Below are 17457 nucleotides of genomic sequence, written 5' to 3'. Positions count from 1 at the left end.
GGCAGCGGTCAGCGGATCGGCTCCGGGCCGAGATCGAGGACCAGCAGATCCATGGGCGGCCCCCACGGCAGGACCGATAGACCGACCTGCCGCCACCCGTTGCGCGCGTAGATCTCCCGTGCCCGGGAGCGGGAGTCGGAGGCGAGGGTGGCGTACCGCTCCGGTCGCCCGGTGAGAAGCCGGCGCATCAGCTCCGCGCCGACTCCCTCGCCACGGCGCAGCGGGTGGACGATCCACTCCATGACCGCCAGCTTCGACGCCGCACGGATCCGCGCGGGCGGTTCGGCGTCGGCTCGCGACCACCAGTTCCCGGCCGACATGGTCCATCCGTAGGTCGCGCCGACCAGGGAGGAGCCCTCGGTGACGGTGACGAGGGTGAAACCGGGCCGGACGGCCTCGCCGGGCAGCCCGTCGCGGAAACGGGACACCTGGTCGGGACCCTCCTCGTACGGCGGCTCGGCGTAGACGCACTCGTACAGGTCGACAAGTGGCCCGAAGAATCGGGCCGCGTCGTGGCCGTGGCTTGTCGCGTAGGTCAGGGCCATGCCCGGATGCTAGACGCGTACCCGCTCCATCAGCTCGCCGTACACCGGGCGGTGCCGCTCGGTGTCGGGGACGGCATCGGCAACCTGTCGTGCGACTGCCCGGACGATTTCGTTGTGCTGTTCGGCGGGTAGGTGGTCGAGCAGGTCCGCCGCGAGGCGCAGCCCGTCGGGGATGGACCCGCTGCGGCACAACGCCGCCGCCTGGTGCAGTTGCACCTGCGTGCGTAGCCGACGCTGCGACGGCGGGTACAGCTCCAGGGCGCGCTGCTGTGCGGCCGCAGCCGCTCGCTGCTCGCCGGCGTGGGTGTACACCCACGACTCGGTATGCCGCAGCCGGTGCTCCGGCCACCCCCACAGCGACTCCACCTCGGCGGTGACGGCGGCGGGCAGAGCGTCCACCTGCTCGGCGAGGGACCGCACGGAGGCCACCGCGTCCGCATGTCGACCAGCCAGCGAGAGTGCCTGCGCCCGGCCGGCGAGCAGCCCGCAGATGGCTGCCGAAGACCTGCCGTCGATCAGTGGTAGGACCTGATCGGCCAGCGCCACCACGCTGGCCGGCGTCCGACCGTCGTAACAACCGTTCACCACGTCCCAGGCCCGAGTGAGGACCCGGGTCTCCACGTCGCCGGACGCGTCGGCGAAGCGGTGCGCGCTCGTCCGCCACCTGCCGGCGAGCACGGCCTGCCCCGACGCGTTCAGGCGGAGCGCCACGATGACCGCCAGGCGGGCAGCGGCGCGGAGCAGCAGTGGCCGGCGGTGTCCACGATCGGCGGCGATCTGGTGCCGCAACACGGTCAGATCCCGGCCAAGTTGGGTCACATGCTCGTCGTGCGGACGACGGTAGTAGCCGTGGCCGTAGTCTGCGACGATCTCAGTCCACTCATCGAAGTCGAGACCAGCGGCGGCGCCAAGCCCCTGCCGCAGTCTTTCCCAGTCGACGAGCCGATCCACGGCGGGCGCCGCAGCGAGCGCGCCCATCGCCTGGAGGATCGTCCTTCTGCCCATGTCCCGGTCGGCTGGCGGCCTCGTCGCGTATTCCTCTTCCAGCGCACCGCCAGCCGACAACGCGCGGTCGTAGGCGGCCACCACCACGGCGTTGGCGGGTCGGTCGCCGCGTTCGATCTGGCCAAGGTAGCCGAAGTCGTACGCCGTCAGCCCGGCGAACTTCCGTAGCGACCAGCCGGCAGCCTTGCGGCGCTGCCTGAGGGTGTCGCCGAAACCGTCCATGTCGCCCTCCGGCGTGTGTGCTGCAGTGTGGGCCCACTGCTCACGGCTGCCGCAACGCTCAGCGTAGCGGCCACGCTACCCAAGTCGGCCGATCTTCGGTCGGCACGAATGGGCGCGGCGGATCGCTGCCGGACGGGGCGTGATCTGTCGTAGCCGCTGGTTGTGGTGGCCGGCGGGGTGCTGTTCTTGTCGGCCACCGCGCAACCCTTGGGGTGGACGCATGTGCCGATCAAGCGAGGTTCCCGCCGGAACGAAGCTGTTCTTGCTGGCCGGAGAGTGGTTCCCCGAGCCCACCGCGCCCGCAAGGCGGGACGAGATGGTGACCGTCGTGGCCACTTGTCCGGACGAGATCAGCGGCCGGGTGTGGGTCCAGGGCCACGCGTGCGTGCGGCACGACCCACCTGACTGCGGCACCGGATCCTGCTTCGAGCACCAGGTGCTCGCCTCGGCCATCCGGGCGAACCTCGCCGGTCAACGGTGAGCGCTCGACCCGTACCCCCGTCCGGTCGGCAGGCCGATGGTCCGGCGGCGGACGGCGAAACGCCGCACACCCCGCTGCGCCCCCTGTGGTCTTGCCGGACAGACGGACAAAATTGGCCCTGCCGCGAGGCGCGGCTGCGGCTCACGACCGAGTTCGACGGCAACCCCTCGGGGTTGACTATCTATCTGGCCAGCATGTTCTGCGAGGCCGCCCAGGACATCCACCATCTGGGCCCGTCGAACGGACCCAGCCCGCGCGAGTTGTTCGACCGTTTCGTGGGCTGGGCGCGAAGGGGCGAGCCGCCGGATAGGTGAGCTGTGTGAGCCTTCGACGACGGGCGCGGCGCTCAGCGGACCGGGCGGGACCTGAGCGAGGCGAAGAGCAGGTTGAGACCCTCGGTCATGGTCGGGTGGGTGATGATCGCGTCGCGCAGGGCGGTCCACGGCATTCCGGCGAGCATGGCCAGCTGCACCGAGGTGATCACCTCACCGGACTCGGCCCCGAGCAGCGCCGCGCCGAGGATCCGGTCGGTGGTGGTGTCGATGACCGCCTTCCACATGCCCTCGGTCTGGCGCAGGGTGCGTGCCCGGGGGATCGCGGCGACCGGCAGGCGGGCGACCTGGATGTCGTACCCGGCGCGGCGCGCCTCGGTCTCGGTGAGTCCGACCCGGGCCAGCTCCGGGGTGGTGAAGACGGTGTACGGGATCAGCCGGTCGGTGGTGCTGCGTTGCCCGCCCGCGAGGTTGGCGCGGATGATCCGGTAGTCGTCCAGCGAGACGTGGGTGAACTGCGGGCTGCCGGCGACGTCGCCGGCCGCCCAGGTCCGCTCGGCGCTGGTGAGCAGGTGCTCGTCGACACGCACGAAGCCCCGCTCGTTGAGGCGTACGCCGGCCACGTCCAGGCCGAGCCCGTCGGTGACGGGTTCTCGGCCGGCCGCCACCAGCACGTCATCCCCGGTCACCAGGCTGCCGTCGTCGAGCGTCACCCGGAGCGTGCCGTCGACGTCCCGGTCGACCCGGGCGACGGCGATGCCGACGCGTACGTCGATGCCGTCGTCGAGGAACACGCGCAGCACCGCGTCACTCATGTCGGGATCCTCCCGGGGGAGCAGCCGCGGGCCGCCCTCGACGAGCGTCACCGCGCTGCCGAACGACGCGAACATCTGCGCGAACTCCACCCCGACGGTGCCGCCGCCGAGCACCACCAGCCGGGCCGGCAGCCGATCCAGGCGCAGCAGCTCGTCGCTTGTCAGCACACCGGCCTCGGCCATCCCGGGCACCGAGGGCAGATGCGGACGCGTACCCGTGTTGATCACCACGTCGTCGCCGCGCAGCAGCCGCTCACCGCCGTCGGCGAGGGACACCCGTACGGTCCGGGGGCCGACGAAACGGGCCTCGCCGATCACCAGGTGCAGACCGGAGTCGAGGAACTGCTGGCGGTTGGCCGCCACCATCCCCTCGACGACGTCCTGCTTGTGCGCCCGCAACAGGTCCACGTCGACCCGGCCGCCCTCGACCGCCAGGCCGAGCGCGGACGCGTCCCGCAGGTGACGTGCCGCCCGTGCGCTTGTCACCAGGGCCTTCGTCGGGATGCACGCGACGTTAATGCAACTGCCGCCGATCATGCCGCGTTCGACCATGGCGACCCGTTGCCCGGAGCGGGCGACGTCCATGCTCAACGTCTTCCCGGCCTTGCCACCGCCCACGACGAGCAGGTCGAACTCCTCCGGTTGGTCGGTCACCGGGCGCTCCTCTCGGTCGCCGGGCGGGCCGGCGGCCACCGCTGGTGCGCGGCGGCCAGCCCAGCCTGCCAGTTCCGGGGAGGTCGGCGGCCCCGTTCCGCGCAGAACCGTCCCAGGTCAGCCCGTGCCGATGGGCAGGTCGACCCGACTTCGGGAAAGCGGAAGCCACGCCGGCCGCCATAGGGTGTCGCCCATGGGCCTGGTCGTGCGCACCGACGACAACTGCCGCCTGTGGGCCGAGCAGTCCGGCACCGGGCCGCCGCTTGTGCTCTGTCACGGTGGTCCGGGCCTGTGGGACTACCTCGGCCCGGTCGCCGGGCTGCTCGACGACCGGGCCCGCACCGTCCGATGGGACCAGCGCGGGTGTGGACGCTCGCAGCGACGCGGGCCCTACCGCGTCGGCCGCTTCGTGGCCGACCTCGACGCGGTACGCGACCAACTTGTCGGACCACGAATGGCCCTGCTCGGCCACTCGTGGGGAGCGCACCTGGCGCTGCGGTACGCCATCGCACATCCCGAACGGGTCAGCCATCTGATCTACGTGTCCGGGACCGGCATCGACCCCGATCGCGGCTGGCACCCGCACTACGAGCGGAACCTGAGGCTGCGGCTCGGGCAGCATCTGGGCCGGTGGGAAACGCTCGGCGCCCGCAGCCGCACGCCTGCGGAGGAGCGCGAACGGGCGGTCCTGCAATGGTCGGCCGACTTCGCCGACCACGCCGACGCGCTGCGGCACGCCGAACGGATGGCCACCCCGTGGCTGGGTATCAACGACGACTGCAACCAGTCCATCAACGCGGAGGTCAAGCAGGAACTCCGCCACGACGGTCTGGTGGCGCGGTGCCGTGCGCTCGACCTGCCCGTGCTGATCATCGACGGCACCGAGGACATCCGTCCCCGCTGGGCAGTCGACTCGCTGCACCAGGCGTTTACCGACAGCCAACGCGTGAGCCTCGCCGGATCCGGTCACCTGCCCTGGGTCGAGAACCCTGACGGTTTCCGCGAGGCGGTGACCGCCTTCCTGGCGTACCGCGGTCGCCAGATCCCTGACGCCCCGGTGCGGTTCCGGGCACGGGTCCGCCACGAGCCGGACCGCTCCTACGCGGTGCTTGTCGAAGGACCCGAAGCAGAGGTGTACGTCGGCACCACGCGCAGCACGAGGGAGGTGCGCACGGTGGCCCGCGAGGGCGCGGCGCGCCTGTTCGGCGTGCCGACGGAGCGGATCGCCGAGCAGCACCTGGACGTGGAGATCCCGCAGCCGCCGTACGGGCGCGACGGGCAGTGGGTGCGGGTCGTCTCGACCGGTGGATCCATCGCCGCGGAGGACGTCGCCGATCTCGGCGCGGCCGGGCAGGCGCACTGGTTCGGCCGCGAGGGCGCCTGGTTCGTCACGGTGGCCGGCTCCGGCACCGCCGTCCACCCCAGCGAGCACCTCGACTTCACCCCCGTCCTCACCGCCGTGGAGGTCGCCGAACTGCGGAGCTATCTGGCGCGGTCCGCCCAACCTCCCTCCTGAGGCGCGGCGTCAGGGTGCGGCTCAGCGGAGCACCAGCAGGTCCAGCGCGTCGACGACCGGGCCGGACGGCGTCCGTGCGGCATCGTTCAACCGGGCGACGCCTGCCGCGTACGCCTCGTCGCTGATCAGTTGCAGAGGGGTGTGCGCTTCGCGGCGAAGTCCGGCGGCGGCGTCGGCTATCGAGGGGGCGGTCACCTGCGGAACCGGTTCGCAGCCCGTGACCGTGAACCCGGCGGTGGCGAACGCGGCCTCGACGTCGGCGATGCTCGGGTACCGGTCCAGCACGGCGACGGCCTCCGGAAACCAGTGGAACAGGCTGATCGCCTCGTGCCGACCGGCGAACGCGGACCGGATCAGCACCGGCGCGCCCGGTTTCAGCACCCGCCGGATCTCGCGGGCGGCCGCAGCGAGGTCGGCAACATGGTGAATCACCGTGGAGAGCCAGACCCCGTCGAGGCTCCCGTCCCGCAGCGGCATGTCGTCGGCGGCTCCCGGCACGACCGGCTGGAACACCGCACGCTCGCGCATGGCCGCCGAGGGGTCCACCGCCACGACACCGATCTCCGGCCACCAGGTGCGGAACGCGTACGCCCAACTGCCGGTGCCGCAGCCGAGGTCGAGCAGGCGCATCCCGGGTCGGGCCTCGAAGTGCCGGCTGATCGCCGTACGCCAGGTCGCGAGATCGTCGTCCCGCAGGTGTCGGGTCGCGTGGAAGGCGGCCGCGTCCACGCTGTCGTAGGCGATCAGAGCCATGCGCCCATCCAACCCGGCAGACCGTGCGGTGGCCAAGAGGGCGAGGGCCGATTCACACGGGCGGTGGCGTCCGGGTACGCGATCTGATCCCGTCCACGACCGGGCCGTCGTCCCCGGGCCCGCGCGGGTGCGCTCCGGGCCCGGGGACGACAGTGGTCGAGGTCAGTGCCGGGCGGCGCCGTTCTCGCTGACCGGCTGCCCGAAGGCGAGGAACGGCACGGGCGTCGGGGCGTCCGGCCGGGTGAAGATCCGCTCGGGCTCCTGGATGTGCCCGTCGGGGCCGGCCGCACGGTCGGCGAACGCAGCCACCGGCTCGTCCACTGTGGTCGGTCTGTCGGAGCGCTCACCCTCGGTCGGGTCGGCACCGGGCCGGTCGGCCGTCGACTGATCAGTAACGGACTGGTCGTCGGCGGGTTGGTCGCCCTCGGCCCGCCCGGCGCCGGCCCGCTCGACGTAGGGCCGGTCGACGCTCGGCCGGTCGAGGTGGGACCGATTGCCCACCATCGGGTACTCGGCGGTCTCCGGACCACCGGCCGCCGCCGCCATGACCGCGGCGGCGGCGAGGTCGGCGACCCGCTTCGCCTCGCGCTGCACCCGGGCGCGTACCTCCTTGGCGTGCCGCTCGGCGGAGTCTCCGGCCCGCCGGGCCTCCTCCAGCCGGGCGTTCTCGGCGGTGAGGTCCCGGCGGACCTCGCCGAGCCGCTGCTGCATGCGCGACAGCTCGTTCTCCAGCGTCTCGCCCTCCTGCTGGATCTCGGCGAGCTGCTGGCGGGCGGTGTCCAGCTCGGTGTGCAGCTCCTCGGCCTCCTGCCGGCGCTCGGCGATCTCCTGCTGGAGGGCGGTGAGTTGCTCCTGGTGACTGGCCGCCTGCTCGTCGGCCCGGTTACGCAGCTCGGTCACGTGCTGCTGGGCCTCGGCCAGCAGGGCGGCGATCTGCTGCTCGGTCGCGTCGCGCTGCTCGGCGAGCTCCTGCTCGGCGGTGGCCTGCTGCTCGGCGATGTCCTGCTCGGCGGCGGTACGCCGCTCGTTGACCTCTCGCTCCACGTTGGCCTGCCACTGGGCCATCTCCTGCTGGTTCTTGGCGCGGGCCGACTGGAGTTCCTGCTGGATCTGGGTGCGGGCCGACTTCATCAGCGCGTCGGCGGCGACCCGGGTCTGGTTGAGCTGCTGGGCGCTCTGCTCGGTGATTCGCTTCGCCTCGTGCTGGGCGCGCTCGTGGGCGGCCTCCCCGTCGGCGCGCAACTGCTCGGCGTGCTCGCGGATCGCGGTCAACTCGGCCTCGGCCAGGGTACGCCGCTCCTCGTGCGCCTGCTCCTGTTCGGAACGCCGGGTCGCCAACTCCTCGGACAGGTCCTGCCGTGCCTGCGCGGCCCGCTCCCGGGTGTCGGTGAGGATCCGCTCCGACTCGCTGCGCAGCTCGTTGGCCCGGTCGGTGGCCGACTCGATGATCATCGCGGCCTGCTTGTCGGCGAGGGTCATGATCTCGGCGACCATCGGGCCCAGGTCGTGGATCGAGGCGCGGTCCACCTGCACCGGTTGCTCCCGCATCTCGGCCAGCTCGGTGCGCAGCCGCTGCACCTCGGCGGTCAGCTCCCGGACCCGGACCGCGGAGCGGCCGTGCTCGCCGCTGAGCATCGTGATCTGACCGTCGAGCTGCTCCAGGTGCCGGTCCACCTGGCGTTTGTCATAGCCGCGCAGGGCGAGCTCGAAGCTCGGCCGTGAGGCCGCATCGTCGCGTGTTGCGTGCGGCTCAGCGCCGATGGACATGCGCCATCCTCCGTACGATCGGGGGCGTGAGGGTCGGCGGTCGCCTGCCCCGCGGGCCGTCAGTGTGGCGCAACGCTACCGCCGAGCCGACCGCATGCGAAGTCCCGCCCCACCACGTCCCACCCCGCCGCCCCGCCCCCGCCCCACTCCCGCGCCCCTCCCGCGCCCCTTCCGCGTCGACCATGGAGTTGTGGCGGCCGACATAGGTCGTGGACCACCATCATTCCGGCACCACAACTGCATGATCGACGGGGTTAGCGGCGGCGGGCCAGGAGGACTGCGTCGTGCAGGGTCAGGGGCTGGCCGTCGGGGTCGGTGGCGGGCCGGGGGCGGGCCTCGGCGGTCAGTAGCTCCCACTGGGACTGGTCCAGGGTGGTGGCCACGTCCTCCGCGGTGAACATCATGTCCGGCATGTGCATGCGGCGCGCCGACGTCCACAGATCCGACGGGTGGTGCCCGACGATCAGCAGGACGCCGCCGGGCGCCACCGCCTCGGCCAGCCGGGCGAACAACTCCCGCCGTTGCACCGGAGGCAGGTGCATGAACTGCGCGGACACCAGGTCGTACGCCTGCTCGGCGGGCGGCTTGTCGCGCAGGTCGGCGTGGGTGAACTCGATCCGGTCGCCGACGCCGACGGTGTCGGCGTGCGCGGCGGCCCGACTCAACGCGGTGGTGGAGATGTCCACAGCCGTCACCCGCCAGCCCCGCTCGGCCAGCCACACCGCGTCGGCGCCCTCACCGCTGCCCACGTCCAGCGCGCGCCCCGGGGCCAGGTCCGCGGCCTCGGCGACCAGTTGCGGGTTCGGTCGGCCGCTCCACACCGAGGGCCGGGACCGGTAGCGCTCCTCCCACGCCGGCTCCTCGAACGCCGTGGCCACCACCTGCCGGTACTCCGCCACCGCCACGCGGGTGTCCTCGCCGATGAGGTCGGCGTTGATGGCCGCCGCGGCGGTGAGGCCGGCCGCGGCGGACGTGATGACCTGACCACGGATGTCGGCCACGTTGCCGGCCACCCAGACGCCCGGGACGCTCGTCGCGCCGGTGGGATCGGCCGGGACCTGGGCGCCGATCACGTGCTCACCCATCGTCACCTCTTCCGGGGCGAGGCCCAGCCCCACCAACAGGCCGGCACGGGGAGTCAGCCGCGTCGCGACCACCACCGCGTCCAGTGCCACCACCCGGCCGTCGGCCAGCCGTACGCCGGTCAGCGCGTCGTCGGTCACCTCCAGCGCGGCGACCGGACCCGGCACCACGGCGATGCTCCGGGCGGCGAGCCGCTCGGCGGCCTCCGCGTCCGGCGCCGGGGCGTCGTGCAGCAGGAGCAGGACACTGGGGCTCCACTGTCGCCACATCTCGGCCTGGTGCACCGCCAGCGGCCCGGTCGCCAGCACGCCGATGCGCCGGTCCCGGACCTCCCAGCCGTGGCAGTACGGGCAGTGCAGCACGTCGCGCCCCCACCGCTGGGCCAGGCCGGGCACGTCGGGCAGCTCGTCGGTCAGCCCGGTGGTCACCAGCAGCCGACGGGCCCGCACCGCGCTCCCGTCGTCGAGGTCGAGCCGGAACCCGTCGTCCTCGCGGATCGCGGCCTCCACCCGTCCGGCGCGGAACTGCCCGCCGTACCCGGAGACCTCGGCCCGCCCGACCGCGAGCAGCTCGCCCGGCGGCGTCCCCTCCCGTCCCAGGTAGTTGTGCACATGGCCGGCCGGCGCGTTGCGCGGCTCGCCGGCGTCGACCACCAGCACCGACCGTCGCGCCCGGCTCAGCGCCAGGGCTCCGCTGAGCCCCGCGGCGCCGCCGCCCACCACCACCACGTCATATGTCTCGTCCACCGGTTCTCCCTCTTCCCTCGTCGGCTGAGCCCACCATCCGTCGTCACCGGAAGACCGGCAACTATTCTTGCCGTTATGGCAAACGAGGACACTGCCGCGCTGGCGGCCGTCGGTCCACGGCTGCGCGCCCTGCGCCACCAGCGCGGGACCACGCTGACCCAGCTCGCCGAGCTGACCGGCATCTCCGTGAGCACCCTGTCCCGGCTGGAGTCCGGCAGTCGCCGGCCCACCCTGGAGCTGCTGCTCCCGCTGGCCCGTGCCTACCAGGTGGCGTTGGACGAACTGGTGGACGCGCCGGCCACCGGCGACCCCCGGGTACGTCCCAAGCCGATCGTCATCCACGGCATCACGTTCCTGCCGCTGACCCGCCGGCCGGGTGGCCTGCGGGCGTTCAAACAGATCTTCCCTCCGGATCCGACGGCCGGGGAGCGGACCCCGCAGACCCACGAGGGGTACGAGTGGCTCTACGTGCTCTCCGGCCGGCTGCGCCTGCTGCTCGGCGACCGCGATCTGACCCTGCTCCCGGGCGAGGTGGCCGAGTTCGACACGCGCATCCCGCACCTCGTCCTCAACCCCGGGCCGGGCACCGCCGAAGCTCTCAGTCTCTTCGGGCCGCAGGGGGAGCGGCTGCACGTCCGGGCCCGACCCGCCTGATCAAGCGATGGTGGTGGTGACATGGCGCGAGGGCCGGACCGGTTCCCCTCCGGTCCGACCCTCGCGATCATTCCGCGCTAGGCGCGGGCCCTACGCTGCCGTACGACAAGCAGCAGAGTGGCGCCGAGGAGCACCGCCAGCACGCCGGCAGCCATCCAACCGCCCATCGGGAACGACGCGCCGGTCACCGGGAGCTTTCCCTTCACCGGGATGGTGATGGTGGACTCGGGGGAGAGCGGCGCCGGACCGTCCGGCGGGGTGCCGGTGGCCGTCGCGGTGTTGCGCAGCGAGCCGTGGTGGTAGTCGGCCTTGCTGACCGTGTACGTCGCCGTGCAGGTCACGGCAGCGCCGGCGGCCAGCGTTACGGAACCGTTCGGGGTCCGTTCCGGACCGCAGGTGATCGGCCCCAGGTTGGCCGCAGCGGCCGGGGCGGTCAGCGTGTCGGTGACCGTCACACCGGTCAGCGCCACCTGGCCGGTGTTCGTCACCACGAACCGGAACGGCACGTGCTGGCCCGGTCGGCTGATCTTGTCGGTGCTGCTCGACTTCACCACCGTGATCGCCGCACCCCGAGTGGCCGTCACCTCGGCGGTGGCCGGTCCGGAGCGTACCGGGGTCGGCGGTTGCTGACCGGGAATGGTCGGCGGCGTGCCGACGGCGACGGCGGTGTTGGTGACCCTGCCGGCCTCGATGTCCGCCGCAGTCACGGTGTAGGTCGACGTGCAGGTGGTGCTTCCCCCGGCCGGCAGGGTGACGTCGCCGTTGGCCACCGGCGGCGTGCCGCAGGTGATCGTCCCGGGTGTGCCGGTGCCGGAGAACGCGGTCTCGTCGACCGTCACCGCGCTGAGCGAGGTGTTGCCGGTGTTGGTCACCACGAACTGGTACGTGACCGTGTCACCGGCCGCGGAGACCACCGTGGGCGTGACCGCCTTGGTGATGGCGATCTCCGGGTGCGGGATCGGAATGTCCAGCGACGACGGCGGGGAGACCGGCGGCGGTCCGGTCGGTGGTGTGCCGGTGGCCGTGGCGACGTTGACAAGCGCCGTGCCGGCGAAGTCCTCCGCGGTCACCGTGTAGGTCGCCCGGCACTGGATGTCGGCGCCCGGCGCCAGGGTCACCTCGCCGTTCGGGATGTTCTCTGGACCGCAGGTGATCGGCCCGAGCCCGTTGCCCACCGACGGCGGCAGCACGGTGTCGGTGACGCTCACGCGGGTGAGCGTGAGGCCACCGGTGTTGACCACCAGGAAGGTGAACGGCACCTGCTGCCCCGCCGCGGTGATCGCCGCAGTCGTCGACGACTTGATCACGTCGATGGCGGCGACGAGCCCCGCCTCGGGGATGGTCAGCGTCGAGGGCGGCGAGTTCACCGGCGTCCCGCCGGGCGGCGTCCCGTGTGCGGTGGCGGTGTCGGTGACGCCGCCGTTGTCGAGGTCGGCCTGCGTGACGGTGTACGTCGCGGTGCAGCCGGTGGCCTCACCCGGCGCGAGCGTGGTCGTCGCGCAGGTGATCGGCCCGAGGTTGGCGTTCGACGACGGTGGTGTCTGGACGTCGGTCACGTTGACGGTGGTCAGGGTGAGGCCGCCGGTGTTGACCACGTGGAACCGGTAGGGCACCTGCTGTCCGACGGTGGTGATCGCGGTGGTTTCGGAGACCTTGATGACCGAGATCGCGGCGACCAGTCCGGTCTCCGGGATGGTCAGCGTGGACGGCGGTGAGTCGATGGGAGTGTCACTGCCCGGCGGGTTGCCGTGTGCGGTGGCGACGTCGACGACCGCGTTGTTGTCCAGGTCGGCCTGGGTGACGGTGTAGGTGGCGGTGCAGGCGGTCACCGCACCGGGCGCGAGCGTGGTCTGCGGGCAGGTGATCGGCCCGAGGTTCGCGTTCGACGAGGGTGGGGTCTGCGCGTCGGTGACGGTGACGTTCGTCAGCGTGACGCCGCCGTTGTTGATCGCGAGGAACTGGTAGGGCACCTGCTGCCCGACCGTCGTGATCGACGTGGTGGTGGACGACTTGACCACCGCGATCGACGGGGTGACGTCGGCCGCCGGAATGGTCAGCACCGACTGGTCCGAGTCGACCGGTTCCTCCGTGCCCGTCGGGGTGCCGTGCGCGGTGGCGATGTCGGTCACCTCGTCGTGGTCCAGGTCGGCCTGGGTCACGGTGTAGGTGGCGGTGCACGTCGTGGTCTGGCCGGGCCCGAGCGTGGTCTGCGGGCAGGTGATCGGCCCGAGGTTCGCGTTCGACGACGGGGGATCCTGCACGTCCGTGACGTTGACGCCGTTCAGGGTCAGGCCGCCGCTGTTCGCCACGAGGAACTGGTAGAGCACCTGTTGACCCACCGAGCTGATCGCCGCGGTGGTGGAGAACTTCACAAGCGCGATGGCCGGGGCCACCTCACCGTTCGGGATGATCAGCGTCGACGGCGGCGACTGCACGGGTGGGCCGCTGGGCGGGGTGCCGTGCGCGGTGGCGGTGTCGCGTACCGCGCCGAAGTCCAGGTCGGCCTGGGTGACCAGGTACGTGGCGGTGCAGGCGGTCCGCGCGCCGGGGGCGAGGGTGGTGGCGGCGCAGGTGATCGGGCCGAGGTTCGCGTTGGACGACGGCGGCGTCTGCACGTCGGTGACGCCGACGTTGGTCAGGGTGAACCCGCCGGTGTTGACCACGTGGAACGAGTAGGGCACCTGCTGCCCGATGGTGGTGATCGTGGTGGTGGTGGACGTCTTCAGCACCGCGATCGAGGCGACCAGGCCGGTCTCCGGCAGGGTCAGCGTCGAGGGCGGCGAGTCCACCGGCGTGCCGCCGCCGGGCGGGGTGCCATGGGCGGTGGCGGTGTTGGTGACCTGGTCGTTGTCGAGGTCGGCCTGGGTGACGGTGTAGGTGGCGGTGCACCCGGTCCGCGCGCCGGGCGCGAGGGTGGTGACGGGACAGGTGATCGGGCCGAGGTTCGCGTTCGACGACGGCGGCGCCTGTACGTCCGTGACGTTGATGTTGGTCAGGGTGAGACCGCCGGTGTTGACCACGTGGAACGAGTACGGCACCTGCTGTCCGACGGTGGTGATCGACGCGGTGGTGGAGGTCTTCGTCACCGTGATCGACGGGGTCAGCCCCGACTCGGGAATGGTGAGTGTCGAGGGTGGCGAGGTGACCGGCGTGCCACTGGGCGGCGTGCCCTGTGCGGTGGCGGTGTCGGTGACCCCGTTGTTGTCGAGGTCGGCCTGGGTGACGGTGTAGGTGGCGGTGCAGGTGGTGGTCTGGCCGGGCGTGAGGGTGGTCACCGGGCAGGTGATCGGGCCGAGGTTGGCGTTCAACGACGGCGGCGCCTGCACGTCCGTGATGCCGATGGTGGTCAGGGTGAGACCGCCGGTGTTGGCGACCAGGTAGCGGTAGGGGACCTGCTGCCCGACTGAGGTGATCGACGCGGTGGTGGAGGACTTGACGACCGTGATGGCGGCGGTGAGCCCCTGCGCCGGGATGGTCAGGGTGCTCGGGTCGGAGACGACAGGTGGACCGGTGGGTGGGGTGCCCTGGGCGGTGGCGACGTTCGTGACACCGCCGTTGTCCAGGTCGGCCTGGGTGACGGTGTAGGTGGCGGTGCACGCGGTCCGCGCGCCGGGGGCGAGTGTGGTGGCGAGGCAGGTGATCGGCCCGAGGTTGGCGTTCGACGACGGCGGGGTCTGCGTGTCGGTGACCGAGATGGTGGTGAGCGGGACGCCGCCGGTGTTGACCACGTGGAACGAGTACGGGACCTGCTGGCCGACGCTCGTGATCACCGTGGTGGTCGACGACTTGATCAGGTCGATGCCCGCCGGCGTGCCGCCCGCGCAGGAGAGCGTGGTGCTGAACGGGAAGTAGTGGATCTCGCCGCCGCGGTGCTCCAGCGTACGGGTGATGACGCTGCCCTCGGTGTTGCTGGCCGAGAGGTCGGTGAGGCTGGCGTTGGGGGCGTAGATGGTGCCCTCGACCGTGGCCGCACCCGGGGTGAGGGTGAGCGCGGTGGCGGTCGGGAAGTTGAACAGGATGTAGCGCGCCTGCGGGCCGCCGATGCCGGCGAAGTTCGGGGCGGTCCAGGCGAAGTCGTTGCCGACGCCGCTGGTGTCCACGTTGACCAGCAGCGGGGTGTCCGCGGTGGGCTGGCTGGCGAAGGTAAGCGTCTGGATGTTGTTCAGGTCGTTCGCGCTGAGGTTGAGCACGTTCGTCACGCCGGGGGTCAGGGTGACCACGGCGTTGCTGCCCGCCGGGATCGGCCGGGGCAGCACGTCACCGTTCGGTGTGCGCAGCACCACCGTGTTGTCGCAGGTGGCCAGCCCGGCGGTGGTGTCGCGGAAACTCGCGAAGGCGCCGACGAAGTTGATCGGGGAGGCGGGTCCGACGCTGGCGACCGGCTGCCGGGTGACCAACTCGACGCGAGGTGCGGCGTCGTAGTTGTCCGACGGCAGGATCCGGGTGTTGACCTGGGCGCCGTTGTTGTCGGTGTCGCGGACGAACGTGCCGGTCAGGTCGCCGACCTTCGCGTATCCGCTGCTGAGCACCTGGAGGCGGCTGCCGCCGACGCTGCCGGCGAAGTTCACCCGTCCACCCACGACGAGAGCGGTCGGGTTGGCGTCACCGGGTACGACGAACGACCCCGCGGTCGCGCCGGCCACCTGGTAGGTGCCGAAGGTGAGGTCGCCGCCGACGGCGAGGGTGCCCTCGTTCTCGTTGTCGAACACACCGGCGTTGCCCTCGGTCATCACTCCGAAGCTCAGCGCCTCGGCGACCGGGTTGACCGGCCCGATGGCCTCGGCCGCGACAAGTCGTTGGTTCGGCGGGGGTTCGGCCGGCGTCGGGGCCAGCAAACCGTTGACCGCGAGCACGCCCGCCACGGCGACCATGGCCGCCGCCTGTGACCTGCGGCTACCCCACCACGAAATCCTCATCACGCCCCCGTTGGTTCGAATGTGCCAGGGGAGCGTATAGGGGCAAAAGAGCATTTGATGGGCTTTTGTCCGTTTTGCGGGTCGAGCGGCCGCAGACGAGATCAGGCCGCGCGGGCCGGACCGGTTTCACCTCCGGTCCGGCCCGCACGCGTTTCACACCAGCCCAGGTGTCAGCCCTTGTGCTTCTCCTGGCACGGCACGCAGAAGCGGACATGCGGGAGGACTTCGAGGCGTTCGGCCGGGATGCTCTTGCGGCACCTCTCGCAGGCGCCGTAGGTACCATCCGCGATCCGGCCCAGCGCGCCGGTGATCTGCTCGAGGTGGCGGCGGGTGGCCACCAGCAGAGCGGCCTGGTTGTGGGCCTCGCCCGGGTCGCCGGTGTCCGCGTTGAGTTCGGTCAGTTCCCGTAGCCGAGCCGTCTGCGTCGCGAACTCGTCCGCCAGGGACGCTCGTAGATCAGCCAACCAGCCGTGCTCGACAGCGCGTTGATCGATGCTCATGGTCTGCCCTTCAGAAGAACGAGGAAAAAGAAAAAGGGCCGAAGCTTGAGTAGCTTCGCCCTGCGGTCGTTTCGGGATGCAACGATTCCGCGGGAGGGCCTCGGCCGGTGCGCGCCAGGCTCGACGCCCCGCGCGTGGGCACGATGTACAAGGCGCCGACGACCGGCACTCCCATGCAGGCCTTGCCGCGCGGAACTGTCACGACGCGGGCAGCACTGCCAGCCGTCACGTCAGTGACGGCTGGCGAGCGGAAGGTCACCCACGGCATGCCCCCACCATAGGGCGGCGGATGCCCTAAAGCCAACGTCCCTTGATCCATGATCGACGCATCGGGACAGGCGATGGCACCCCGGGCGGGATCGGACTTCTGAGCACGGTCGAGGCACGACACCGGTGACGCGTCACCAGCACGGCGAGCAGCGTCCTCGGCCGATCACCGGAGAACGTCGAACTGTGGACGCGGTACCTCCGTGTTTATGATCGACGACCCCGACCGGGGACGGCCGCGCTGTTCGGCCGGGAGTAAGAGGTGAGGTGCGCGACGGTGATCCGCGAGGCGTACGCCTGCTGGGTGCGCGAGCCCGGCACGGCGGAGATCCGGCCGGTGTCGCTCCCGACGCCAGGCCCCGACGAGGTGCTGGTCCGGGCCCGCTACTCCGGGGTCAGCCGGGGCACCGAGACGCTTGTCTTCGCCGGCCGGGTGCCCACCGACCAGTACGCGGCGATGCGCGCGCCCTTTCAGGAGGGTGACTTCCCCGGCCCGGTGAAGTACGGCTACCTCAGCGTCGGCGAGGTCGAGCACGGCCCGCCGGAACTGCTCGGCTGCACGGTGTTCTGCCTGCACCCGCACCAGAGCGCGTACGTCGTGCCGGCCACCGCGGTGGTGCCCGTACCGGACGGGGTGCCACCCGCCCGCGCGGTGCTCGCCGGCACGGTGGAGACCGCGATCAACGCGCTCTGGGACGCCGCGCCCCTGGTCGGCGACCGGGTCACCGTGATCGGCGCGGGCATGGTGGGCTGCTGCGTCGCCGCCCTGCTCGCCCGGTTTCCCGGTGTGCAGGTCGAACTCGTCGACACCGATGCCCGCCGGGCCGGGGTGGCCGGCGCGCTCGGCGTCGAGTTCGCCCAACCGGCCGACGCGAGCGGCGACCGGGACCTCGTCGTGCACGCCAGCGCCACCGGCGCCGGCCTGCAACAGGCCCTGGACCTGCTCGCGCCGGAGGGCACTGTCATCGAGCTGAGCTGGTACGGCGACCGCCCGGTGCAGGTGTCGCTGGGCGGGTCGTTCCACTCCGGTCGGCTCACCGTACGCAGCAGTCAGGTCGGCATGGTCGCTCCCGCCCGGCGGGGACGGCGCAGTTACGCCGACCGGCTGGCGCTCGCCCTGGACCTGCTCGACGATCCGGCCTTCGACGCGCTGATCACCGGCGCGTCCCGGTTCGCGGAGCTGCCCGACGTGCTCGCCAGCCTGAGCGCGGGCGACCTGCCCGCGCTCTGCCACCTCATCACCTACGACGACGGGGAGTGA

At 71.9% G+C, this 17457-nt stretch carries 13 protein-coding genes; 5 read left to right on the top strand and 8 right to left on the bottom strand.

Features of this window, described 5'->3' with window-relative positions:
- Positions 1–8: 8 nt before the first annotated feature.
- The gene (locus ACGFH8_RS24895; protein WP_393371246.1) at positions 9–545 is read right to left on the bottom strand and encodes an N-acetyltransferase; all 537 of its coding nucleotides are present in this window, start codon (positions 543–545) and stop codon (positions 9–11) included.
- Between the two features lie 9 nt (positions 546–554).
- On the bottom strand, positions 555–1772 hold the full coding sequence (locus ACGFH8_RS24890) for a helix-turn-helix domain-containing protein (protein WP_393371243.1): 1218 nt from the start codon (positions 1770–1772) through the stop codon (positions 555–557).
- 220 nt (positions 1773–1992) lie between these two features.
- On the opposite strand from ACGFH8_RS24890, the gene ACGFH8_RS24885 reads away from it, so the two are divergent.
- Together ACGFH8_RS24885 and ACGFH8_RS24880 are read left to right on the top strand one after the other, a co-directional pair.
- On the top strand, positions 1993–2253 hold the full coding sequence (locus ACGFH8_RS24885; RefSeq protein ID WP_393371240.1) for a hypothetical protein: 261 nt from the start codon (positions 1993–1995) through the stop codon (positions 2251–2253).
- The gene (locus ACGFH8_RS24880) at positions 2250–2567 is read left to right on the top strand and encodes a hypothetical protein (protein WP_393371237.1); all 318 of its coding nucleotides are present in this window, start codon (positions 2250–2252) and stop codon (positions 2565–2567) included. The genes ACGFH8_RS24885 and ACGFH8_RS24880 overlap by 4 nt, the downstream gene beginning before the upstream one ends.
- Positions 2568–2599: 32 nt before the next feature.
- On the opposite strand, the gene ACGFH8_RS24875 is transcribed toward ACGFH8_RS24880, so the two are convergent.
- Positions 2600–3994 carry a dihydrolipoyl dehydrogenase family protein gene (locus ACGFH8_RS24875; RefSeq protein ID WP_393371234.1) on the bottom strand — a complete coding sequence of 465 codons (1395 nt, stop codon included), beginning with the start codon at positions 3992–3994 and terminating at the stop codon, positions 2600–2602.
- Positions 3995–4187: 193 nt separating this feature from the next.
- On the opposite strand from ACGFH8_RS24875, the gene ACGFH8_RS24870 reads away from it, so the two are divergent.
- On the top strand, positions 4188–5510 hold the full coding sequence (locus ACGFH8_RS24870; RefSeq protein ID WP_393371232.1) for an alpha/beta fold hydrolase: 1323 nt from the start codon (positions 4188–4190) through the stop codon (positions 5508–5510).
- Positions 5511–5531: 21 nt separating this feature from the next.
- On the opposite strand, the gene ACGFH8_RS24865 is transcribed toward ACGFH8_RS24870, so the two are convergent.
- From ACGFH8_RS24865 to ACGFH8_RS24855, 3 genes are all read right to left on the bottom strand, one after another.
- A complete protein-coding gene (locus tag ACGFH8_RS24865; protein ID WP_393371229.1) occupies positions 5532–6263 on the bottom strand; it encodes a class I SAM-dependent methyltransferase in 732 nt (243 codons plus the stop codon).
- A 162-nt stretch (positions 6264–6425) separates the two neighbouring features.
- A complete protein-coding gene (locus ACGFH8_RS24860) occupies positions 6426–8030 on the bottom strand; it encodes a DivIVA domain-containing protein (protein ID WP_393371226.1) in 1605 nt (534 codons plus the stop codon).
- A gap of 254 nt (positions 8031–8284) precedes the next feature.
- Positions 8285–9859 (bottom strand): FAD-dependent oxidoreductase, encoded by a 1575-nt coding sequence (locus ACGFH8_RS24855; RefSeq protein WP_393371224.1) that lies wholly within the window; start codon positions 9857–9859, stop codon positions 8285–8287.
- Positions 9860–9934: 75 nt separating this feature from the next.
- On the opposite strand from ACGFH8_RS24855, the gene ACGFH8_RS24850 reads away from it, so the two are divergent.
- Complete coding sequence (locus ACGFH8_RS24850) at positions 9935–10513, top strand: helix-turn-helix domain-containing protein (protein WP_393371222.1); 579 nt, start codon at positions 9935–9937, stop codon at positions 10511–10513.
- A 77-nt stretch (positions 10514–10590) separates the two neighbouring features.
- Here the strand turns inward: ACGFH8_RS24850 and ACGFH8_RS24845 are convergent, their stop codons facing one another.
- A complete protein-coding gene (locus ACGFH8_RS24845) occupies positions 10591–15384 on the bottom strand; it encodes a collagen-binding domain-containing protein (protein WP_393371219.1) in 4794 nt (1597 codons plus the stop codon).
- A 215-nt stretch (positions 15385–15599) separates the two neighbouring features.
- The gene (locus ACGFH8_RS24840; protein ID WP_393371216.1) at positions 15600–15929 is read right to left on the bottom strand and encodes a TraR/DksA family transcriptional regulator; all 330 of its coding nucleotides are present in this window, start codon (positions 15927–15929) and stop codon (positions 15600–15602) included.
- 544 nt (positions 15930–16473) lie between these two features.
- On the opposite strand from ACGFH8_RS24840, the gene ACGFH8_RS24835 reads away from it, so the two are divergent.
- Entirely contained in the window at positions 16474–17457 is a 984-nt protein-coding gene (locus tag ACGFH8_RS24835) for a dehydrogenase (protein ID WP_393371213.1), read from the top strand.

Source organism: Micromonospora sp. NPDC049175, from assembly GCF_043197345.1.
GTDB lineage: Bacteria > Actinomycetota > Actinomycetes > Mycobacteriales > Micromonosporaceae > Micromonospora.
This window is presented reverse-complemented; position numbering and strand designations above follow the sequence as displayed.